This window comes from Flavobacterium sp. NRK1, assembly GCF_024054175.1.
Lineage (GTDB): Bacteria > Bacteroidota > Bacteroidia > Flavobacteriales > Flavobacteriaceae > Flavobacterium.
In genome coordinates, this window is sequence record NZ_JAMXLA010000001.1 from 2,689,978 (window position 1) to 2,713,246 (window position 23,269).

General features: G+C 38.7%; 21 protein-coding genes. 15 read left to right on the top strand and 6 right to left on the bottom strand.

The window, feature by feature from the left end; translation table 11 throughout:
- Positions 1-38 precede the first annotated feature (38 nt).
- A complete protein-coding gene (locus NHE85_RS12390) occupies positions 39-1,535 on the top strand; it encodes an aminotransferase class V-fold PLP-dependent enzyme (RefSeq protein WP_252812354.1) in 1,497 nt (498 codons plus the stop codon).
- Here the strand turns inward: NHE85_RS12390 and NHE85_RS12395 are convergent.
- Positions 1,525-2,415 (bottom strand): lysophospholipid acyltransferase family protein, encoded by an 891-nt coding sequence (locus tag NHE85_RS12395; protein ID WP_252812355.1) that lies wholly within the window; start codon positions 2,413-2,415, stop codon positions 1,525-1,527. The genes NHE85_RS12390 and NHE85_RS12395 overlap by 11 nt on opposite strands.
- Positions 2,416-2,511: 96 nt before the next feature.
- Between NHE85_RS12395 and NHE85_RS12400 the strand changes: the two genes are divergently transcribed.
- The 5 genes from NHE85_RS12400 (at position 2,512) to NHE85_RS12420 (ending at position 6,484) form a co-directional block, all read left to right on the top strand.
- The gene (locus NHE85_RS12400) at positions 2,512-3,135 is read left to right on the top strand and encodes a rhomboid family intramembrane serine protease (RefSeq protein WP_252813309.1); all 624 of its coding nucleotides are present in this window, start codon (positions 2,512-2,514) and stop codon (positions 3,133-3,135) included.
- A 57-nt stretch (positions 3,136-3,192) separates the two neighbouring features.
- Entirely contained in the window at positions 3,193-3,888 is a 696-nt protein-coding gene (locus NHE85_RS12405; protein ID WP_252812356.1) for an SIMPL domain-containing protein, read from the top strand.
- Between the two features lie 116 nt (positions 3,889-4,004).
- A complete protein-coding gene (locus NHE85_RS12410; protein ID WP_252812357.1) occupies positions 4,005-4,346 on the top strand; it encodes a helix-turn-helix domain-containing protein in 342 nt (113 codons plus the stop codon).
- Between the two features lie 91 nt (positions 4,347-4,437).
- Positions 4,438-5,454, top strand: a complete 1,017-nt coding sequence (locus NHE85_RS12415; protein ID WP_252812358.1) for an LLM class flavin-dependent oxidoreductase — start codon at positions 4,438-4,440, stop codon at positions 5,452-5,454.
- A 7-nt stretch (positions 5,455-5,461) separates the two neighbouring features.
- On the top strand, positions 5,462-6,484 hold the full coding sequence (locus NHE85_RS12420) for an LLM class flavin-dependent oxidoreductase (RefSeq protein WP_252812359.1): 1,023 nt from the start codon (positions 5,462-5,464) through the stop codon (positions 6,482-6,484).
- A 1,583-nt stretch (positions 6,485-8,067) separates the two neighbouring features.
- Here the strand turns inward: NHE85_RS12420 and NHE85_RS12425 are convergent.
- The gene (locus NHE85_RS12425) at positions 8,068-9,648 is read right to left on the bottom strand and encodes a phage tail sheath C-terminal domain-containing protein (RefSeq protein ID WP_252812360.1); all 1,581 of its coding nucleotides are present in this window, start codon (positions 9,646-9,648) and stop codon (positions 8,068-8,070) included.
- Positions 9,649-10,137: 489 nt separating this feature from the next.
- Between NHE85_RS12425 and NHE85_RS12430 the strand changes: the two genes are divergently transcribed.
- A complete protein-coding gene (locus tag NHE85_RS12430; protein WP_252812361.1) occupies positions 10,138-10,479 on the top strand; it encodes a hypothetical protein in 342 nt (113 codons plus the stop codon).
- A 141-nt stretch (positions 10,480-10,620) separates the two neighbouring features.
- Here NHE85_RS12430 and NHE85_RS12435 read toward each other — a convergent pair whose 3' ends face one another.
- A complete protein-coding gene (locus NHE85_RS12435) occupies positions 10,621-11,742 on the bottom strand; it encodes an AI-2E family transporter (protein ID WP_252812362.1) in 1,122 nt (373 codons plus the stop codon).
- 511 nt (positions 11,743-12,253) lie between these two features.
- Between NHE85_RS12435 and NHE85_RS12440 the strand changes: the two genes are divergently transcribed.
- The 3 genes from NHE85_RS12440 (at position 12,254) to NHE85_RS12450 (ending at position 14,765) form a co-directional block, all read left to right on the top strand.
- Positions 12,254-12,661: a hypothetical protein gene (locus NHE85_RS12440; protein ID WP_252812363.1), complete on the top strand. Its 408-nt coding sequence runs from the start codon at positions 12,254-12,256 to the stop codon at positions 12,659-12,661.
- Positions 12,662-12,812: 151 nt separating this feature from the next.
- A complete protein-coding gene (locus NHE85_RS12445) occupies positions 12,813-13,259 on the top strand; it encodes a response regulator (protein WP_252812365.1) in 447 nt (148 codons plus the stop codon).
- 54 nt (positions 13,260-13,313) lie between these two features.
- Positions 13,314-14,765 carry a PAS domain-containing sensor histidine kinase gene (locus NHE85_RS12450; RefSeq protein WP_252812366.1) on the top strand — a complete coding sequence of 484 codons (1,452 nt, stop codon included), beginning with the start codon at positions 13,314-13,316 and terminating at the stop codon, positions 14,763-14,765.
- A gap of 385 nt (positions 14,766-15,150) precedes the next feature.
- Here the strand turns inward: NHE85_RS12450 and NHE85_RS12455 are convergent, their stop codons facing one another.
- Together NHE85_RS12455 and NHE85_RS12460 are read right to left on the bottom strand one after the other, a co-directional pair.
- Positions 15,151-15,447 (bottom strand): hypothetical protein, encoded by a 297-nt coding sequence (locus tag NHE85_RS12455; protein ID WP_252812368.1) that lies wholly within the window; start codon positions 15,445-15,447, stop codon positions 15,151-15,153.
- Between the two features lie 337 nt (positions 15,448-15,784).
- On the bottom strand, positions 15,785-17,056 hold the full coding sequence (locus tag NHE85_RS12460; protein WP_252812370.1) for a mechanosensitive ion channel family protein: 1,272 nt from the start codon (positions 17,054-17,056) through the stop codon (positions 15,785-15,787).
- A 232-nt stretch (positions 17,057-17,288) separates the two neighbouring features.
- Here NHE85_RS12460 and NHE85_RS12465 point away from each other — a divergent pair, with 232 nt between their 5' ends.
- The 5 genes from NHE85_RS12465 (at position 17,289) to NHE85_RS12485 (ending at position 21,409) form a co-directional block, all read left to right on the top strand.
- Positions 17,289-17,636 carry a hypothetical protein gene (locus tag NHE85_RS12465; RefSeq protein WP_252812371.1) on the top strand — a complete coding sequence of 116 codons (348 nt, stop codon included), beginning with the start codon at positions 17,289-17,291 and terminating at the stop codon, positions 17,634-17,636.
- A gap of 80 nt (positions 17,637-17,716) precedes the next feature.
- Positions 17,717-18,172 carry a hypothetical protein gene (locus NHE85_RS12470; protein ID WP_252812373.1) on the top strand — a complete coding sequence of 152 codons (456 nt, stop codon included), beginning with the start codon at positions 17,717-17,719 and terminating at the stop codon, positions 18,170-18,172.
- 234 nt (positions 18,173-18,406) lie between these two features.
- A complete protein-coding gene (locus tag NHE85_RS12475; RefSeq protein WP_252812374.1) occupies positions 18,407-18,997 on the top strand; it encodes a hypothetical protein in 591 nt (196 codons plus the stop codon).
- Positions 18,998-19,000: 3 nt separating this feature from the next.
- A complete protein-coding gene (locus tag NHE85_RS12480; RefSeq protein ID WP_252812376.1) occupies positions 19,001-21,121 on the top strand; it encodes a cation:proton antiporter in 2,121 nt (706 codons plus the stop codon).
- A 123-nt stretch (positions 21,122-21,244) separates the two neighbouring features.
- Entirely contained in the window at positions 21,245-21,409 is a 165-nt protein-coding gene (locus NHE85_RS12485; protein ID WP_252812378.1) for a twin-arginine translocase TatA/TatE family subunit, read from the top strand.
- A gap of 202 nt (positions 21,410-21,611) precedes the next feature.
- Here the strand turns inward: NHE85_RS12485 and NHE85_RS12490 are convergent.
- Positions 21,612-23,269: peptidase domain-containing ABC transporter (locus NHE85_RS12490; protein ID WP_252812379.1), on the bottom strand; the 1,658-nt coding region annotated here is incomplete at its 5' end.

The window sequence follows — 23,269 nt, forward strand, 5'->3', positions numbered from 1 at the left end:
TTAATTTTAATAAATTTGCAGTGTTTAATAATTAAGTTATGTTGCAAACAGCAGATATTACTGTTACAGGAGAATTAGAACAATATTTTCAAAAATTCAGGAAAAACATTGTAGGTATAGATCAGGAATTTGTTTCACCTTTTGGCCTGCAAAAAATTATTTATACTGACTGGACTGCAAGTGGCAGGCTTTACAGGCCTATTGAAGATAAACTATTGAATGATTTTGGCCCTTTTGTAGCTAATACTCATACTGAAACTACTGTTTCAGGTACTGCCATGACTAATGCTTATCATGAAGCAAGGCATATTATTAAACACCATGTTAATGCCAGTGCAGATGACATTTTGATAACCGATGGTTCTGGTATGACAGGGGTTATAAATAAATTCCAGAGAATTCTTGGGCTTAAAGTGCCCGAAAATCTTAAAGCTTTTACTACTATTCCCGAAGAAAAAAAACCTGTGGTTTTTGTTTCTCATATGGAACATCATTCTAACCAGACATCATGGCTCGAAACTATTGCAAAAGTGGTTTTGATACCGGCATGTCCTGAAGGACTTATCTGTCTGGATAGTTTTGAAAAATTACTGGAAGAACATAAAGATTACACTTTAAAAATAGCCTCTGTTACGGCATGCTCTAATGTTACGGGTATTAAAACTCCTTATTATGAAATAGCAAAGCTAATTCATCAGTACAATGGTGTTTGTTTTGTTGATTTTGCCTGTTCTGCACCGTATGTAAAAATAGATATGCACCCGGAAGATACTGAGGCGTATCTGGATGCTATTTTCTTTTCACCGCATAAATTCCTTGGCGGCCCCGGTACATCAGGAGTTTTAGTGTTCAATAAAAAACTATATAAAAATATGGTACCCGATCATCCTGGTGGAGGAACAGTAAGCTGGACAAACCCGTGGGGTGAACATAAGTACCTTGATAATATTGAAGAACGTGAAGACGGAGGTACTCCGGGCTTCCTTCAGGTTATAAAAACAGCTCTTTCTGTTAAGCTTAAAGAGCAAATGGGTATTGATAATATTCTGCAAAGAGAAAAAGAAATTGTAGATTATGTTTTTGACTATCTTGGAGCCATTCCTAATCTGAATATTCTTGCTCCGCAGCATCAGGAAAGATTAGGGGTAATATCTTTTTATATAGATAATATGCATTTTAACCTCGGGGTTAAATTACTTAATGACAGGTTTGGTATACAAACACGTGGAGGATGCAGCTGTGCCGGAACTTATGGACATTATTTATTGCATGTAGACCAGGAACAGTCTAACTACCTGACAGATAAAATTACTTCAGGAGATCTTATTCAAAAACCGGGATGGATAAGAATGTCTATTCATCCGACTACCACAAATGCAGAAATTCAATATGTTTGTGAAAGCATAAAAGCTTTAGCTGAGAATTTTGGTGAATGGTCTCATGATTATAATTATAACAGGTCAAGCAACGAGTTTACTCATATAAACGCTTCTAATGAAGAACAGGAAAGAGTAAAAAAATGGTTTACGCTTTAGGAGGATCGTTTTTACGGTGTTTGAAGCGTTTGTGTGTCCAGAGATAGTATTCAGGAGCTTCAAGTATTTGTTCTTCAAGCATTTTCATGAAGTTATCGCTTATTTCAAAGTTAGGCACTTCTTTAATGTTTTCATCTACACCTACAAAAGTGCAGTTATAATAGCCACGGCTTGTTTTGCTTACCTTGGCGTACATCATGTTCATGCCTATTTTTTTAGCCAGCATTTCGCCGCCAACATGAATGGGTACTTCCATATCAAAAAAGTTACACCAGTGTATAGCACTGCTTAATTTAGGCGACTGATCGGTTATAAAGCCATAAAAGCCTAAAACCCCATTGCGTTCATTTTGACGCATGGTAGGTATAGTTTGTCTTGCACCTATAAGTTCCGCATTAAATTTACCCCGAATTCTTTTAACAAGCTGGTCAAAATACTTATTTCTTATTACTTTATAAATACCAAAGCCTTTGTGTGTTGTAAGCTGCCTGTTCATATATAGCAGCCATTCATAACTGGCATAGTGTCCAATAAGCAATACTACACTTTTTCCTTTGGCTTCGTATTCATGAACTAAATTTATATTATTAAATACAAAACGCTTTCTAAGTTCTTTATCGCTAATTGTCATGCTTTTGGCCATTTCAAAAAAACTATCGGTAAAATGATGGTAGAATTTTTTCTCAATAATTCTGCGCTCACCTTCATTAAGATGCCTTAATGTAAGGAAAAGATTTTGACGGACTGTTTTTTTACGGTAGCCAACTATATAATATATAATTACATAGCTAATATCTGAAAAAAAATAGAGTACCCTGAACGGTAAAATAGATATAAACCAGATTATGGGGTAGGCTAAGATATAAGCTAAAAGCTGCATTCTATTTTTTTATGCAAATATACAATTTATGTTTGTTAAGGTGTTTCTTATAGAATTCAGATTGACTAAATTTACAATAAAATATAATATATGAATATGCCCTTGGTTCTTTTGGTTTTAATGCTGATTAATGCATTAGTTAGTTATAAAGGTTTAAATGATATGTCTTTTTTCAGGAAATATGAATTTCATATTGGCAGTATAAGGGTAGGAGAGCAGTACCGTATGTTTACCTCGGCTTTTCTTCATGCAGACTACATGCATTTAGGCTTTAATATGCTCACGCTTTACTTTTTTGCTCCTGTGGTAATTTATAATTTTGGTGCACTGGGCTTTCTGCTGGTTTATTTTATTAGTATGGCATTTGGCAGCCTGTTAACGCTGTACTTCCATAAAAATGAGTATTCTTACCGGGCAATTGGCGCATCGGGGGCAGTAACGGGAATTTTATTTTCATCAATTTTAATTTATCCTGATATGGAAATAAATTTTATACCGGGTTACATATTTGGTGTTTTATATTTATTGTTTACCATTTACGGAATGAAAACAAGGGCGGGCAACATTGGCCACACTGCACACTTTGGCGGTGCTATTGGCGGATTTATATTTACGCTTATAAAAATGCCTCATATTATATATGATAATACTTTGATAGTTATATTTTTAGCTGTACCAATAATAATTTTATTTGGAATGGCAAAAGCCGGAAAACTTTAGGTAAGTAAAAACTGGCACGTAATTTGGAATTCTTGTAAAAAAATAAAATCAATTATTATGAAAAAAATTGCATTACTAGTATTTGTGTTTGTAACTACGCTGGCATCTGCACAGGCAACCCAGCAAAATCAGCAGCCACAGATAAACGTTTCGGGAGAAGGAAAAATTATGGTAACACCGGACAGGGCAGATATAACAATAGGTGTGGAAAATACAGGAGCCGATGCTGCCGATGTAAAAAAGAAAAATGATGCCGCCATAGATGCCGTTATAAAATATTTAAAAAGCATTAAGCTGCCATCGGAAGATTATCAGACTCAAAGAGTGAATCTTAACAGGAATTACGATTATAACAAGAAAAAATATAGCTATGTAGCTTCACAAACTATTGTTATCCATCTAAAAGATATTTCTAAATATGATGCGATGATGATGGGGCTTGTAGATGCCGGAGTAAATAACATTGAGGGAGTGCAGTTTAAAACTTCTAAACAAGCTCAATATGAGTCTGAAGCTCGTATTAAAGCTGTAGAACAGGCAAAGCAAAAAGCAAATGATTATGCCGGTGCTTTAGGACAGAAAATTGGCAAACCAATTACAGTTACAGATAATACACAGTCTTATTACCCTCCTGTAATGATGCGGGCTATGAAATTTGAAGACGCAAGTGCAGCTGATATGCCAAAAGAAACATTAGCAATAGGTGAAATAACAATTACGGCTAATGTAAATATTAGTTTTGAATTAAATTAATTACCATATTATTTAAGGTCCCGGACAATGTCCGGGATTTTTTTTTAATTTTGTTTACTTTTATTTATTTATGTAACTTTGTAACTAAAAGTAACAAGATAGTAACTTAATAAGTTATGGGAGAAAATATTTGCCATAAGAAAGAAATTTCGGCTATTCATGATACAATGGATGTGCTGGGAGGTAAATGGAAGATATCTATTATATCTACTATGTGTTATTACAATAAAAGAAGATTTTCTGATATTCTTAATGATCTTGATGGTATTTCTAACAAGCAATTAAGTAAGGAGTTGAAGGAATTGGAGCAGAATAAGCTCGTAAAACGGACTGTAATGGATACCCAGCCCATATCAGTGCACTACAACCTGACTGAGTATGGATGGTCTTTACAAAACCTTATTTATGACCTTGCTGCATGGGGAGTAAAACACAGAAGCAGAATGGCAAATAAATAACATTTGTTCATAACATAGTCATGATGCAATACTTTGCAATTACATCTCTTTATAATTACAAATTAGTTACTATAGATTTTTCAATATAAACATGCAAACAGCAAAAAATAAAATTGCTTATTCAATACTCGATCTTGCAATTATTGCCAGGGGGGTATCTATACAGCAAACATTTAAAAACAGTGTAGATCTGGCCCAAAAAGCAGAAGCAATGGGCTACAAGAGGTTTTGGCTGGCGGAACACCATAATATGCCGCATGTTGCAAGTGTTGCCACTTCGGTACTTATAGGCCATGTAGCAGGTAATACCAACACTATTCATGTAGGTTCGGGTGGTATCATGCTTCCTAATCATTCACCGCTTATAGTAGCAGAACAGTTCGGCACCTTGGGCACTTTATATCCCGGCCGTATAGATTTGGGGTTGGGCAGAGCACCGGGTACAGACCAGCTGACAGCACATGCTATAAGAAGTGACAGGATGCAGGCGGTAAATAACTTTCCAGGTGAAATTGAGCAGATACAGGCATATTTTTCAAAAGAGAATGAATGGGAGTCCGTAAGGGCAGTAGTAGCTGAAGGGGTTAATGTTCCTATCTATATTTTAGGCTCCAGCCTGGACAGTGCACACCTTGCAGCAAAAATGGGACTGCCATATGCTTTTGCGAGTCATTTTGCAACTGGGCTGCTGCAGGAGGCTTTGCATATTTACAGAAAAGAGTTTCAGCCTTCAATATATCTTGATAAGCCTTACACAATAGCAGGTGTTAATGTTATTGCTGCTGAGACAGATGACGAGGCAGAAAGAAATTTCACATCGGTTATCAGAATGTTTTTAGGAATACTTACAGGAAAAAGAGAACCTCTTCAGCCTCCAATGGAAATGACAGATGAACTTATGATGATACAGCACAATCCTTCTGTGAGAGAAATGCTTAAATATTCTTTTGTAGGGAGGAAACAAGCTGTGGCTAAACAAATTGATAGGTTTTTAAATGAAACCGGTGTAGATGAACTTATGGTAGTATCTAACATGCATGCCCATAATGACAGGATTAATTCATACAGGATTTTATCTGAGGTTATAAAAGAGCGAAACAATAAATAAGAAGGTTATGAAAAAAATAGGATTTTTATCGTTCGGTCATTGGGCCAACCATCCTTCATATCAAACCCGTACAGCGGCTGATACATTGCTTCAGTCGATTGACCTGGCTGTTGCGGCAGAAGAAATCGGTCTGGATGGCGCTTATTTCCGGGTACATCATTTTGCACGTCAGCTGGCATCACCTTTTCCATTACTTTCAGCTATTGGTGCTAAAACACAAAAAATAGAAATAGGCACCGGGGTAATTGATATGCGATATGAAAACCCACTGTATATGGTAGAAGATGCTGGTGCGGCTGACCTAATATCGGAAGGGCGTTTGCAATTAGGAATAAGTAGAGGTTCACCGGAGCAGGTGATAGAAGGCTGGCGCTATTTTGGCTATCAGCCGGAAGAAGGTGATACAGATGCTGACATGGGGCGGAAAAAAGCTTTGCAGTTTTTAGAGAGATTAAACGGAAAAGGCTTTGCACAGCCAAATCCTCAGCCTATGTTTCCTAACCCGCCGGGATTATTGCCGTTAGAACCATATTCTGAAGGATTAAGGGAACGTATCTGGTGGGGTGCTGCATCAAATGCTACTGCTGAATGGGCGGCCGAGAATGGCATGAACCTTCAAAGCTCTACCTTAAAGTTTGACGAAAACGGTAAGCCTTTCCATATTCAGCAGGCAGAACAGATCAGGTTATATAAAGAAGCCTGGAAAAAAGCCGGACATAAGAGGGAACCAAGAGTTTCGGTAAGCCGTTCAATTTTTGCAATCGTCAATGACCAGGACAGGTATTATTTTGGGCAACAGGGAAAAGAATCGGACAGTTTTGGATATATTGAAAGTGATAAACGTGCAGTATTTGGCAGAAGCTATGCCGCTGAACCGGACAAGCTTATTAAGGAGCTCTCACAGGACGAAGCGATTAAGGAAGCTGATACGCTGCTGTTGACTATACCTAATACATTAGGAGTCGACTATAATGTACATGTGCTTTCCGCTATTTTAGAACATGTTGCACCTGAATTAGGTTGGCGTTAAGCTTTTTATTCGAAATATAAATATCTTAAATCCCGAAATCCCTTGATTTTGGGATTTTAAATATATAGATGTGTTATATCAGGGTTCGAATATGTTTAAGAACATCGCATTTTTGCACAGGTAAAAGTATGTTCTTTATGCAATAACGATAGAGAAGAAAGCATTGCTCTTAGAGAGGAAAAAATGAATTAAAATAAAAAACCTGCAAATCATTTGAAGTGCAGGTTACTTTTTCAGGATTATTGAGAAAATAAAAATCTTCCCTTATTTATCCTTTTGGTGGGGAGAGCAGGATTTGAACTTAGTCGCTCAAACCCGCGTCATTCCTGCAAATGCAAATCCGGGAAATAAAATTGCCACGATTTTGCCACAGATTATATAATGATAGCAAAAGCTAATTATCCGACTATTCAAGAACACTAATTCTATATATGCAAATGTATAAAATTATTCCTTCTAAGGAGCTGTATAAAATGTTTAAAAGATAACATTATGTTTGAAAACTTCGTTTAATTTCCCGATACAGAAATTAGCAAGCTTTTACACTGCTGAATTTCAGGGTGGTGAGGTACAATAGGGATACAAATTTTATCCAAATATCTACAAACATCACAAACAAATCATTTGTTTGATTTTCAAAGACATATTAGCGAAAGGATGCTGGTTAGGTCGCAAATATAAAATATTTCTTGAATGAAAAAGGGCAAATTTGCTAATTTTTGAGGTGCTGAAAAACCGATAACATAATGAGGTACAAATTCATTGTTAAGATATTAAAATGATTTACATATTCCAGTATACCGGTGTGCCCCTAAGCCTTTTGTTTTTACCTTTTCTAATATCCAGTCCAAAACCATACGGTATATCTTTTCCCGCGCTTGTTTGCGTGATTTCAGTCATTTCTCTGAATTCTTTTTGTGTTAACAATGCATTGTTTTATCATGATAGTATAGAAGACAGGACTATCATTATACTCGAAAATTTCCACCAGAGTACTAATGCAGTTATAATGTTTTTGAAATACTCGACGGGCGTCCACTTACAAGGGAGTATGAAAAGTAGATAGTATTGAAAGAGTCCATTTTTATGAAATTCACAGGTACATATACAGATGATGCCGGAAATCAACACATTATCTCCTATAAAGATATGCACCTAATCTACAACACTGATAAGATCCAGTGGGACATGAGGTTTTTTCCATATTCAGATAGCGCATTTTTTGCCATAAGGCAGGGTGGCAGAAATGGTGTATTACAATTTAAATAGCTTGATAATGGTGATATGCAGCTTGAAATGCTGGAGTCCGGAAATGTTATTGGGCAGGGCATAAGAAAGATTAAATTATGATATTTATCTTGTGGGAGTTTCATGTGTTATTGCTTAATTTCAGTGTCTAGAGGTACATAGGGATACAAATTCTATTCAAATATCACAAATATCCTATTGTTTAATGTCAAGATGTGCCTGCAAAATGGTTCTCAAAAAAAATGAGATAGATTACAAACTTATTTAAAATTGCAAAAAAATGGTAATGCCAAATGATAATATTTAGTTTTAAATGTTAATAAGATCTGGTTTTATTAACTGGATACTGCCATTTGCTGCTGAAAGGTAAATACTATAAATTCAGCCGGCCTTACCACTGCTACTTTTACTGTAACATTCATAAGCCCATTGAGGATATCATCAGATGTCATTGTACTGCCAAGCCCGCATTCCACCGAAAAAGCATCTGATGCCGACGCGCCCTGAAGTCCGCCTTCTTTCCATATAGAGGTAAGAAAACCGCTAATCATTGCCTTTACGGCTTCCCATGTGTTTTTTACGTTAGGCTGAAGCGCATAGGGCTCTACTGCCAGTTTGCAGGATTGTTCCAAAAATGTCATGGTCCTCCGTACGGAAAGGTACCTCCAGTCCTGGCTATTGCCATCGAGTGTACGGGCACCCCAAACCAAAATACCAACACCGTTAAAGAAACGGATTGCATTTATTGACTTACCAGAAGTAGCATCCATATTAAGGTTAGCCTGCTGACTATCCGATAATCTTATAGGTAATGATACTGCACCCACTATTGATGTGTTTGCAGGTGCCTGCCATACACCCTCCTGGCTATCTATAGTTGCCATAACACCTGCCATACCCCCACTTGGAGGGAGAATGTTCATATCAGCTAATATATGTTTTATGATCTGGCTATACGTTTTACTGGCGTTAAGCAAAGCATTGTTATATTGAGTGACCGTTTGCGGGTTTGCGCCAGGGTTCTCAATCATTTCCAATATAGTAATTACAGCTGTATTGGGATTGTTATCAGGGCAGAGCAGCGGTGATAGCTGTTTTATATCGCCACCGAAGAGGTTGGTGTAATCAACATCCTGGTTTTGCATTATGGTTGTGCCGATGAAAGGGTAGTAGGCAGTACCATAATTAAGACCCTGTGAGCCTATATTGTTACGGAAATTTGTAATATCATCTGTGTACATAACAGGATCTGGATTTCTCCCACCGATTATATCAAATATTGCTATTGCAGTTTGCATTTCTTTACACTGCAACAGCATGTGCTGCATAAGTGCACCATTATCTGCTACAGGAAGAAGTGTGGCTTCGGGGCATATATACATGGTAGGCTCCTGCTCATTTAAAAGCAGTGCCAGGCCATTGGTAAGGTCGTTCAGATGCACATTAAAGTTTATAATTTGTGTACCGGGCGTAATTGGCTTGCCTGATGGTGCACCGTAGCTCCCGACGGAAACAATATAAGCATCTCCACCGCCATTTTGATAAAACAGCTTCACACTATTATATAGGTAGTAAATTGTATTAGGGTCAGGTAACAACGCATAGTACTTATCATCAATTATCATATAATCTTCATTATTTGGCTTGCTTTTTTGCTGTACAAGATAATATTGCGGGCTATATTGTTTAGAAGGACTTGCAGGGGGTGGCTGGTCTGGTATGCAGTATATAGCCTGAAATTCGGCAAATGAGGTAATTTTTTGCACTACGTTTGTATATGATTTACCCTCAAAATGTGCCTGAGGTGTGTAGCCGATAAAGGCCGGAACTGCAGTAGCTACCGGAACTATCGAGTTGGCAAAAGCATTTATTTCATTGATATAAACACCTGGAGATTGAATGTTCGATATGGGCATGGTATTTGTTTAAAATTACTGATTTTGTACTATAATTAATTGTATATGATATGTTTGTGTTTAAATTATTTACGCCAGACAGCCCTAGTGAGCCGGCTGCTGTCTGTAGAATTTCAAGCAGCCTAGGTTAAAAATATAAATATAAATTGTCTGCCTGGTCACCCTTTAAAGGCTATTATACAAGGCTTAGGCGATATTTAGCACTTAGAAAGTACAAGGTATTAAATCCTGTTGGTAAAAATCCAGGTATTTTTACGTGATTTAATTTTCCACACATCATTTTATTTTAAAATAGAAAACCAGCCCTAGTATTAAATATGAAATATAATTGAGCTGATGTTTACATCTGTAAAGCTGTGGTTTTTTTACATATAGCCTCAATGGATAAATTATACGATACAAAGCTTCTTTTTTGCAATTTTAGGACTACATTTTACAATTTCTGTTTTGGTGTTGTTTACTAACTTTGGTAATTTCTTACTAAAAGTTATGGAGAGATATCCTCTAACATATGCGGGATGGAGCGCATTACAACATAAGCTTTTCCAGTGTGATGATGAACAGCTTGTAACAGAAGCTTCTGCAATTGCAGAAGACTGCCGCGCCTACATTGCCCAAAAATTTGAAATTGATGTTTTCACATTCGACCTTTACAGGTCGCTGGACATTAGGTCAGCAAAGACAATCGGTTGGTTGCTGGCAGCTGCAATAATCAACAGGCAGCCGTTTGCCATAAAAGGTTCACAGTTCACTGTCAGTATCCGATTGGAGAGTAACCTGCAGGAATTACTAATCGGGCTCGATTGCCATATTATATTCAAAGGCTTATGAGAAAATATGAACTCGAAGGAGCTTTTCCAAACTTATTGTAAATTGTTTTAGCAAAAAAAAGACATTCTGGCTCATTTGAAAATCCCCCAACTTTTGGATGCTTTTAAGGTAAGAGTAGCTGCAACATCATCTGAAGCTTATTTAGTATTCATCCGTATCGTTTTTTTCCTTACTGCTGTCTAAATGTTTCCAGTCAAATGCTTTCGGAATATCGTCACCCAAAAGATAACCCCAGGGTTCTAATGATTGGACCCGGTCAAATATAACCTTGAGAATCGCCATTACCGGTATTGCAAGGAACATTCCAGAAATGCCCGCAATTGCGCCACATATGATTATACCTGCAATTGATGCGATTGAATTTATCTCCACCTTTGAACTGACAACAATTGGAACCAGTATATTATTGTCAATAAACTGAACCACAATATTTACTACCAAAATACCCAATATAACCGTTAAGTCGCTCGTCCCGGAAAGGGATGCGATAATGGTCAGTACACCGGCTATTAAAATCCCGATGTAGGGGATCAGATTTAATAAACCGGTTATCACACCCAGTAGTACAGCGTACTTTACACCGATAAGCATGAGTCCAAATGTGGTAAGCAGGGAGACTATAATAAATTCAAAAAGCAGGCCCAGGATATAACTTTGAACTGATGTTTTAATCGTCTTTAGGATGTCTTCCAGTTTGGGATGGTGATGTACGGCAAATAATCTGCAAAGGAATTTTAAGAAATGTGTTCTGTATAGCAATATCAGGAACATGTAAATAGGGATGAGCACCAGATTCATTAGGGAATCCGTCAGTGACAACAAAGTGCTGCCCATTATCGATTTGCCAGTATCTGCTGATCCCGATGTAGCTTTCGAGACCATTTGTTCCTGTTCCCTTTTACTTAGCTGAAAGGTATCCTGGACATACCCCTGAAAGCTGTGCCAGTGGCTTAGCAGGTTGGTTTGTATTTTGTCCCAGTCTTCTGCCATACCCGCAATCTGATAGGTTATGAAGGTAAAAAGTATGGCGAAGAAAATAACAAATAATAAGACGGCAATCAGTGAAGCGGCAAGATTAGGCATTTTAAGGCGCTTTTGCAAAAAGGCAGCCACAGGGCGCATCATTATAGCAAACAGGAGCGCCAGTAAAAGTGGCGACAGAATACCTTGGCCCAGGTAACACAGGGTTATAAGTGCAGTTATTATAAAAAGGATATAGGCAAAACGTTTGTAGAACGGCAGATTTTTAGCGGATGATCTCATACTTTATCTATTTAGCTTAAAGCCGGCGGTTGGTGAAGCCATCATAATATACATAATTTGAAAGCGAAAATACTATATCGCCATTTACATATAACACAATTAATTCTTAAAATATAAATTATAATTTATATATTTAATTAAAACATTCTATTTAATAAATTTTGAGATTAATAGATAATTAGTAGCTGTATATAATTGTACCACAATGGACGCCTGTCCGCGCACTAGCCTCTACCAGGATTTCCTTGACAGGAATTCCTGAACACTGGGAAATCACCCGAGATTGCGTATGGTTTATAACATGTTGGATACAATTTAGCACTAGGAGAGTGAGGCAAAAATGTGGCGGGCAGCTTTCTGCCTTGAAATATAGAAAATCTGAAACATAGACTATTACAAAGTTAAGTTAATACGTTTTTATCGTGAAAAGGAAAACTGTAGCTTTATAAAGGTTTTTATAATACCTCTTACTGCGTTTTAGTAAAATTTATAAACAACATTAACCAAGCTAATGAACATTAATGGACCAATTGTACTGATCGAAGATGATGCAGATGAAGCGTTCATCCTCTGCGAGTTAATAAATGAAATAAGCCCTGCTAATAAAGTAATAGTGATCGCGGACAGTAGGAAAGCCGTACAGGTGTTGTCCTCTTGTGAAAAACCCTTTATTATCTTTAGCAGCATCAACCTGGCAGCATTAAACGGATTCCAGCTCCGTGAGCAGATACTCGTCAATACGGCCCTGGCGCGTAAGTGCTCCCCGTATATTTTTTACGCAGCAAGCAGTAATGATGAGATGCTCAGGCGTGTTTACGATGTGAAGGCCAGCGGTTATTTCCACGATATTGCCGATTACAATCAACTGGGTCAAACCCTGTCCGGTATAATTGATTACTGGGTAAAGTGTGCAGTTTAATATTCCTCAAAGCACGAAAAATGAGGTATGGCTTGTATAATTTATGTTATCGGTCAAGAATGTTGTAAAGTACTGCAATAACACGTTAATAGCTAATTTACTGTTGCAAATTGGAGTATATTTACCAGTTAATTAAAAATAATTGTGATCTATGAGCAAACTATATAAACACGTGCTGTTGGCGGATGATGACCATGATGACTGTGATATCTTTTCAGAAGTGTTCGCAGCATGCTTTCCCAACACTAAATTATCAATATCCAATGATGGTGGAAAACTGATGGACCACCTCAATCGGCCTCCAGAGCCCTTGGCCGATATTATATTCCTCGATCTGAACATGCCGATACTTACAGGCCCTGAATGCCTCCAGCAAATAAGGGATTCCAAACGGCTGAGTAATCATATTGTTATAATCTATACTACCAGCAGCAGTCCTGATGATGTTGAACGCATGTATGCTTTGGGAGCAAATTTCTTTATTACCAAGCCCACTGATTTTATGAAAATGGGAAAGCTGATTTCAAAAGCGATGGCCATGGCCAGTGCCACGGGCAGCAAACAGCCCGGTTACGATGACTTTTATATCACAGCTTAACATCTAATTCTGACTCTAATGACTATCCCAAACTCAATACACAAAGCGGTTTTAATGGAAGTAGTTAATACTGCACCCTTTCCTATCGGTGTGTATACCGGGTATGAGATGAAGATTGTGCTGGCTAATAAATCCATGATCAAAACTTACGGCAAGGGTGAGGACGTACTGGGCAAAAATTATACAGAGCTACTCCCTGAACTCGAAAACCAGGCCATTTTTCAACAATTGAGGACTGTCTTGTCTACCGGTGTTCCTTTCGAAGCTAAGAATGCGCGCGTCGACATCCTGGTTGACGGGATCTTAAAACCGCATTACTTTAACTATGATTTTACCCCTATTTTTGACCAAGACGGCCACGTGTATGGGGTGATGAATACCGCAGCGGAGGTAACAGCGCTGAACATTTCGCGCCTGCAGACCGTTGAGGCAGAGAAAAAACTCCGTATGGCAGTAGAGTCAAGCCAGCTTGGCACTTTCGAACTCGATCTGTCCACTGGGGCAGTTACAGCATCGGTACGTTTTTTCTCTTTATTTATATACAAAGGTGACTTTTTTAACCTGGCAAAGCTGACCCAAAATATTCTGGAAGACGATATACCCCGGTGGAATTCGGCGCTGGCCTCAATTACGGTTAAAGGACAAATGACCTGCGAGGTACGTCTAAAAATTAAGGATGGTCTGCGGTGGGTCCGCTTTTCCGGCGCGCTATCGGAAATTCCCGGCAGGGATGATACTCTAACTGGTATTGCACAGGACATTACCGAGGAAAAAAAACATTCGGCAGCACTCTCCAAATTAGTTGAGGACCGTACCAGGGATCTTCGCAGGTCCAACGACGACCTACGACAGTTCGGACATGTATTGAGTCATGACCTGAAGGAACCCGTACGAAAAATAGCAATGTTTGCCAACAGACTGAGGGAAGCAATCAATACGGGCGATATAAGCAGGCAGGTACAATACACTGAGAAAATCCAGCGGTGCTCACACCGGACTACTGATATGGTTGATGCCATATTGTTGTATTCCTCCAGCGACCGGGAGGCGATTTTTGAGCCTGTTGACCTTCATCTGGTAATGATAGCTGTACTAGAGGACCTTGAGCTTACCATACAGGAGAAAAAAGCTAAAGTTACCTATGAGGACCTTCCGGTTTTCAGAGGGTCTGAAATCCTGCTGTACCAGTTATTCTACAACCTGATCAGCAATGCATTAAAGTTTACGCGCTCCGGAACCGCTCCGGAGGTAAGAATATATACAAGGGAGGATAAAAATTGCTTGCGGCTCTACGTTGAAGATAACGGTATTGGTATCGACGAACAATACTTCCAGAAAATTTTTAATACTTTCGAGCGGCTACACTCAAAAGATATGTATGAAGGAACCGGTCTGGGGCTGGCACTTTGCAAGAAAATCGTCGAAAGGCACAATGGTGAAATAAAAGCTGTGAACAAACAAAGTAGTGGGGCTCTTTTTGAAATACTCATGCCTTTGACGGCATAATGATATAGAGTATACAAGTGGCCTAATTCTGATAGGGAAGCAGGAAAAGGAAGTGAAGGCCACAATGGCTCAATATTTATTATGTTGACATACTTACTCCTGCAGCGCCAGCTTACAATTATCGTATATTGTTTTCACAAATAACACCTACAGCCTTACTTAAAAACGAAACCAGGAGCGTACAATTATGCAGCCACCGGGTTTTATCTGCAACACATCACAACCTTTCTGAATGTGAACCAAAAACCTTCGCTAAATTCAAATCTATAATAGCAAAAATTTACCTGAGCTTTATTTTTAGCTACTGTTTTGTACTGAACCAGCTCTTTCACCATCCCCAAGGACGTCCCTTTCAGGATGAATTAATATTCATTCAACAAGGCTTTTAACGCTCCACCCACAGTTTATTCATGCGTTTAGGGCCCTTAGGCACAGTAAAGAGTTTAAGGTATATTATAATACTTGTGATTACCAGACCCAATCCCGCAAAATTAGAGATCGTAGTAAAGAGGCCGGCAAAAAGCAATACCATTCCAAAGATAAGGGTCCGCTCAAAATAATATAAAAGTTTAACTGGTGAAAGGCTGTGCAGTCCGATAGAATGTTTAAAAATTTCCTTGTCTATATCCAGCTGCGCTATAATAATCCAGACCAATGCCAAACCCATAATCAGTAATCCCATTATATTGACAAAAGGTTTGTCAAGCTGTGCTATCGGAATAAAAATGTAAATAAACCGGGGGAAAATGCTGTATGTTAAAGCCATAATGCCAAAACAAAGATAGAGTAGGGTATACCAGAATCCTGCTCTTTTAAGTTTTTTGTACTCCTTTAACTCCTGTTCCGTTGTAATATGAATTTTTATCTTTCTTTGCCGCAGTTGCTTCCATAAAATAATCAACCACACAGAAACCAATATAACGGCAAGTAGGTGCTCCTGTAATGTATAGTAATAGATCTGATTCATATGGCTGTCTCCCTAAAGTTCAATTTATTGATAAAATTTAATAACTGGGCTTTCATACAAGAGCGCTAAAGGCTGTTGTGAAATTTTTTCCCGTTGGCTCCTGGAAGATATCTATACCAAAGAAAGGCGCGGTTGAGTACAGATGATCAAATATGTCCGCCTGTACCACTTCATATTCTTTCCAGTCCACAGTATCGGTAAAGCAATAGACCTCAAGTGGTATACCGCGGCTTTCATTGGGAAGCTGCCGGACCATGACGGTCATGTCCTGTTTTATCCTGGGGTGGCTCTCCAGATAATTTTCAATGTATCTTCTAAAAACCCCAATGTTTGTCATCCGGCGGCCATTGATTAGTACGGAGGTATCAATATTGTGCTTGATATTGTATTCTTCAATTTCCCCTTGGCGGTCCTCAATATAATCTTTGACAAGATGGTACTTTTTATAATCTTCCTGCATTGCAGCATCAACCAATTTTACGGAATGGACATCGGCAAATAGCGCTCTTTTGATTCTTCTTCCGCCGCTTTGCTGCATGCCCCTCCAGTTCTTAAAACTATCGGTAATAAAATAATAGGTAGGTATGGTAGTAATTGTCTTATCCCAATTCTGAACTTTTACCGTATTCAAATTAATGTCCAAGACATCACCATCAGCGTTAAATTTAGGCATTTCCACCCAGTCCCCCACACGTACCATATCATTTGATGACATTTGTACGCTGGCTACCAGACCTAAAATAGTATCTTTAAAGACCAATAACAATATAGCGGTCATTGCGCCAAAGGCGCTTAAAAAATATATTGGTGATTTATCCAACAGTATAGAGAGTACCAATATGAGCGTGACAATATACAGCAGTATCCGCACAAGCTGAAAGTAGCTGGTCAGCGGCTTATCTTTGAAAGCAGGATGCCTCGAGAGCCCATGTTCGATAACTTTCAGCAATGCAAAGAATATGGTCATGCTTACCACTATGAGATAAGTGTCAGTCAGCCTTATTACTGTGGGTAATATTCCGGTGTAATCAGCGAAGATTCGTGGTGCAACTATACGTACAACGATTGCCGGTGTAATATGGGCGAGATTGTCAAATACCCTGGTATCAGCGAGCCAGTCATCCCATGTAAAAGAAGTTTTTTTAAATGTTCTGTATAAAAAATGGACAATTAGCCACCGTGTTATTAAAAAGACAATTGAAGAGAAGAGCAGTAAGACAATTAAAAAAAGCAATAGCCTGGCAAAGCTGACCCATTGTTGTGAAATCCCTATATTTATTAATACTAATTCTGTTTGGTGCTCAAGGTTATCGATCCAACTCATAATTTGCAATTATGTAAAATTTCAGGCAAAGTTAGCCAAAATGATATGCCTGACCCAATGATCCGTATTCTTTTTGACAGGCTTAGTAGCTAAGCATTGCCCTGGTGCTTTTAAAAATTTGATCAAATACAGAGCTGTTTTCTGCAGCAAATGCCGGCGAATATAGCTCTTGTCACTGACTGGCCGAATAGAAATACGTGACATTATAAAAAAAATTTTATCTTTGAAAAATATGAAGAGGCTCCAATATGTACTACTAACTGTATTTATCTGCTTTGCTGTCCACTGCTACAGCAGGTCAGACAACAATGTTCACTACAGTTATACGGCGCAAAAGGAGCATATTTTCAGTTTTGACCATACCGCCTCCCAGGCAGTACAGGTTACTTTTTATACCGGCTTGAAAGATATACAAAATGGTAAGGACAACCCTGTACATGCTGTCTTTACAACTATTTTTTCCAATGGTGGTAATGCCGGTACTTTACAGCGGATTGTTATTTCTTTAATGGGTAAAGTACCTGATAATATTAAAGAAAAACTTTTAACACTACTGTATCCCTTTCACAATTTCTGGTAGTTGGTATTTCCCTGCAGGATATGCGTCGCTGTATCCTGCCGAAGAATTAAATACATTACTAACTATCTAAGAAAATTACATTGGATTCATCATCTCTTTTTATAGGGCTCATTATAGTCCTGGTATGTCTGTTGCCTTTATTGTTCGTTATACGTTCAAAAAGGAAAAACAATTTAAAAATCAATACAATCTTCAATAGCATCGGAACGCCTTTCAGGCCGACGATTAAAGAGCTTCATGTTAATAAGCTATTTGCCCTGGACAGGGAAAATAAAATCTTCCTTTTTGCCAATATTGACCGCGGCCGGGATGTGCATATTGTCCGCCTTGACACTGTCGGAAAGGCTGCTTTGGAAGAAATTACTATCGGTGTCGAAAAAAAGATATTTTTCGTATTCAATATACCCGGTGGTACTGACCAGAGAATCACTATATATGACACTTCAGTAGACGCTTTACATGCTACGTACTGGCATGAAAATAAAGTTATGGCCCAAAGGTGGTTAAAGCTGCTGGAAGAACATATTGCTTACTAGGCCTTCCTTTATCCCGGGTCAGGAGGAGAAAACACTTTCAATATACTATTTAGTTGTGCCGGCATCCTCAAGCGGTACAGCCCGCTTGAGGATGCCGGCACAACGGGCGGTAAAATAGAACTTCGTCTTAAAACAAGGCATAAAAGTATCTGTTGCTGGCTCTGATGGCCTGCCGGCCCTGGTGCTTTGGGCAGTTATTGCAATATTACCCGATTAAATTTAAAAGAAATCATTATGAAAAAATTTCTAATACTACTAATACTACCTGCGTTCTTACTAGTTATTGGCTCCTGCGACCACAGGAGGGAGAGCGACTTGCTGCAAAGAGAAGAAGCCGTTAAAGCCAGGGAACTTGAATTTGAAGAAAAAGAAGCGGATTACAAATCCCTTTTGAAAATGCGCGACAGCCTTTTGACTGCAAAAGTCAGAGCCAAAACCAATGATATGGTTACCGATGCACCCATCTTACCCGATAGTTTGGCCCAGAGCTGGAACAGTAAAATGGTCTGCAGGGAATCGAATTGCGGGACTTATGTAATCGGCGACCAGCGCACAGAAATCTGGAAATTTACCTCTGATTCTGCGGGCAGCTATGCAAATGTTATCAGTAATAATAAGCTACTACGCAGGTATACAATTAACTATAGCAGTGATAAAATATTCCTTGAATCCACAGGTGACAGCATTTCAGAAAGAAAGGCAAGGGTCGATATCGTACTTGATGATATTAGGAAAGACATAATGAAAGGTACACAGAAAATAAAAGGGGAAAAAGACTGTACAACAACATTCTCGGTAGAACTTACCCCCTCACAAAAAAAATAATTTATGCTGTTAAGTATACATCATATCAGTCTTCCGGTAGAAGACCCATTATTGAAATTTCTTATAGAACTAATTATCATCTTATGTATTCCTTTAGTACTCAATAAAATAAAAATACCGCATTTGCTGGGCCTGCTTATTGCCGGTGCTGTTGTTGGCCCTAACGGATTAAATATCCTTTCCAGAGATTCAAGTGTAGTGGTTACCGGCACCACCGGACTATTGTATATCATGTTCCTGGCCGGACTGGAGATAGACATGGGTGATTTTAAAAAGAATAAATGGAAAAGTATTACTTTTTCGTTTTATACCTTTACAGCCCCTTTTGTGCTGGGCCTTGCCGGGGGGTATTATATCCTTAAGTTTTCACTATTGACCGCAGTCTTATTTGCCAGCCTGTTTTCCTCCCATACCCTAATTGTATATCCGATGATAAGCAAATTAGGAATAGCTAAAAACCGTGCGGTAAATATAACTGTAGGAGGCACTATGATTACTGATGTGCTCTCTCTGGTCGTTTTAGCAGTTGTTGTAGGTATGTCCCAGGGAGCTGTGGGTACAGTATTCTGGATCAGGCTTTCCATTTCGATGCTTGTATTTGCCCTTATCGTATTGTTTGTTTTTCCGATCCTCGGACGATGGTTTTTCAAAAATGTTGAAGACAAAATTTCGCAATATATTTTTGTCATTGTAATGATCTACCTCGCTGCGTTGCTGGCTGAAATTGCAGGTATTGAAGCTATCATCGGAGCATTTTTTGCCGGATTGGCCTTTAACAGGCTGATACCCCATAGCTCTTCGCTTATGAACAGGGTAGAATTTGTCGGTAATGCTATATTTATACCTTTTTTCCTTATAAGCGTTGGCATGCTGATCGATTTCAATGCATTTATCCAGAGCTGGCAGACTTTAGGCGTCGCAGCTGTGATGCTTATAGCCTCTATAGGGGGTAAGTACATTGCAGCGATTTTGACAAAAAAAACATTCAGGCTTACCAAAGATGAAGGACAGCTGATTTTTGGTATGAGTGCTGCCTCTGCTGCAGCGACCCTGGCCTCGGTAATGGTGGGCTACAATATTATCATAGGGGAAAATTCAGCAGGAGAGCCTATACGTTTACTCAATGAATTTGTTCTTAACGGGAGTATACTGTTAATATTAATTTCCTGTACGATCTCTTCCTTTGTTGCAATGTCAAGCGCCGAAAAGATAGCGGACAATGATAAGGAAGAAACTGTATCGGGTACTAATGAAAAAAAAGAAAATATTTTGTTGGCAGTAAACCATTTCGAAACGGTAGACCAGGTTGTTAATCTTGGCTTGCTGGTCAAGACAGTGTCCAATAAAGACCGTCTTTTTGCCCTTAATATTATTAATGAAGACGAAAACGAATCCTCTTCCCGAAACGCTGAAAAAATATTGGGTTCCGCTGTGACAATGGCCGCCGCCGCCGATATTGCACTCCATCCTATCACCAGGCATGATAGTGATGTTGTTACAGGTATCAACAATGTAGTGAAAGAAAAACAGATTACCGACCTGATCCTGGGGCTCGTGCAGGAAAAGGGATTTTCTTCCTCGTTTATATATAACCTTTATAATGGCTTACTGCAAAATAAAGATATAAATGTGATCGTATACCGTGCTGTACAGCCTGCAGCAACTATCAAAAAGTATGTGGTATTGATCCCTGCTAACGCGGAACGGGAATCCGGATTTTTTCTATCGTTGTTAAGGGTATGGAATATTGCAAAAAACTCCGGTGCAAAGATGGATTTTTACTCGAATGCCAAAACAATGCACATCTTAAAGCGCATAGCCAAGAAGGTCAATATTGATGCAAGGTTTTGGATAACGAAAAGCTGGCAGGAAGCGCAAAGTGCTGCCTATGGGCTGGGAGAGGACCAGGGATTGATACTGTTGATGGCAGAAAGAGGTATGCCTTCCTACTTTTCGCAAATGCGTACCGTCCCGGAACTACTGAACAAAAATCTTAATGATAACAACTATATATTGATTTATCCATCCTCAGAAAACGAAAACCTCTTTAGTGAAAAACGTGCAGTCAGCAATAATGATGATTTTGTTGAGATCGGAAAAATTATAGGAAAGATTTTCAGGTAGTACGCAGGCACGTTAAAAAGGGTTCCGGGTAAATTAAACGGGAAAGTAAATTTCATACTACAATAAAAAGGTAATTTCAGGACCTTTATTTATTAATTCATATTTTTAAACTGTATAAATGCTATGGGGAAATTAGGTGCATCGGAAATCATTCTGATAATTGTCGTGCTATTGCTGCTTTTCGGTGGCAAAAAAATACCTGAACTTATGAAAGGTTTGGGTACTGGGATCAAAGAATTTAAAAAAGCGGCAAGTGAGGCAAAGGACGAAGAAACGTCCAGCCATTAAGCAAACCAGGGGGTATTATGGCCTGTTAAAGGCAGGTCAATGATACCGCTGGCTATTACTATGAACCTTTATCGGGCCAGAAAATGGGTTATGGCTGTCAGGAATCTATTCTTTCATTACAACTTCTCAATAGCTGCAAAGGTTACGCTGAGGGATTAGGTCAAGTGATTTATAGTAGTTAAACTATTCTGAAGCATTTACTTTATGTACCTAATTCCAATTGATTTCTGATCAGGTTATAGTATATTTCTCTTCTTGCCACAAGGTTATTATGGGAATCCAACTCAACCAGACATCCGTTTTGCAGTACAGCAATTTGATCAGCTTCTTTTACGGTGCTGAGTCTGTGTGCAATAATAATAACGGTTTTTCCTCTAAAAATCCGTTGCAGGTTATCGTGTATAATTTTCTCATTTTCGGAATCAAGAGCACTTGTTGCTTCGTCCAGTATTAAGTATTCGGGATCCTTGTAAATTGCCCTGGCAATGAGGATGCGCTGTTTCTGACCACCCGAAATTCCATTTCCTGAAGCGCCTATCTTTGTTTTATACCCTAATGGCAGCGACTCAATGTAAGAATGGATATTTGCGATTTTTGCCGCAGTAAACAATTTAGCCTCATCGATATTTTCATCTCCTGTGGCAATGTTTCGTTCTATGCTATCAGAAAAAATGAACCCATCCTGCATCACAATCCCAAATTTATTTCGAAGGCTTTTTGCCGATATGTTGCCCAAGTCAGTGCCATTGTAGAGAATTTGTCCCTTGGTAGGCTCGTAAAATTTAAGCAGCAATTTAAGGAGTGTGGTTTTTCCGCTTCCGCTCGCACCCACAATCGCTGTTACCGTTCCTTTAGGAAAGGAAATGCTTATATCATTTAAAATCATATTGGATTTGGCACCTTCATACTGAAAGCTCACATTTTTAATTGCTATGCCGGCTTCTTTTTCCGCAATTGGTAAATTGTCAAGATGTATATCGTCTTCGGACTCTTCTTCCTTCAGGTCCTGCACATCAGCTATTCTGTCAAAGCTGAGCCGGGCATCCTGAAGTGATCTGAAGAAACCCACAAGCTGATTTACCGGAGAGTTCATTTGTCCGACAATATAGGAAACACTGAGCAATTCGCCCAAGGTCATTTTTCCTTCAACAACCGAAACAGCCGCGAGATAGGTGACCAGGATATTCTTTACCTGATTAACAAATTCATATCCCGAGATCTGGATCTGATTTAATTTAATAATCCTGATATTTGTCTTATACAGTTTGTACTGAATCTTCTCCCACTGATCGGTCTTGTATTTCTCCAAATTGTTTAATTTCATTTCTACGACTCCATTAAGAATTTCAAAAAGGGATTCCTGGTTCTCGCCCCTGTGCTGAAAGAGAAAATAATCCAGTGCTTTCCTTTTACGAAGCCAGTACATCGCCCAAAGCACAGCTATAAGGGTCAGGGAACTATATACAATCAATATTTTAAAGTTATACAGTGATAAAACAATAAAAAAAACAGAGAACACGATTAAAGAGAAAAAAGTAGTTATGCTTTGCGAGGTGAGAAAGTTTTGTATCCTGTCATTATCATTTATTCGTTGGTGGAGATCGCCAATCATTTTAGTGTCGAAAAAGCGGACTGGCAGGTGCAGCATCTTTCCCAGAAAGTCAGAAACAATCCTGATACTAAGATGAGTGCCTGTAACTACAGTGATCCAGTTTCTCATAAACTCCAGGCCAAGCGTACTCATGTAAACCACAATTTGTGATAACAACAGTATCTTGATCAGATTTATATTTTCTGATTCGATACCCTGGTCGATAAGAGCTTTATTAAGCGCAGGAAACAGCAATGATAAGCCGCTGC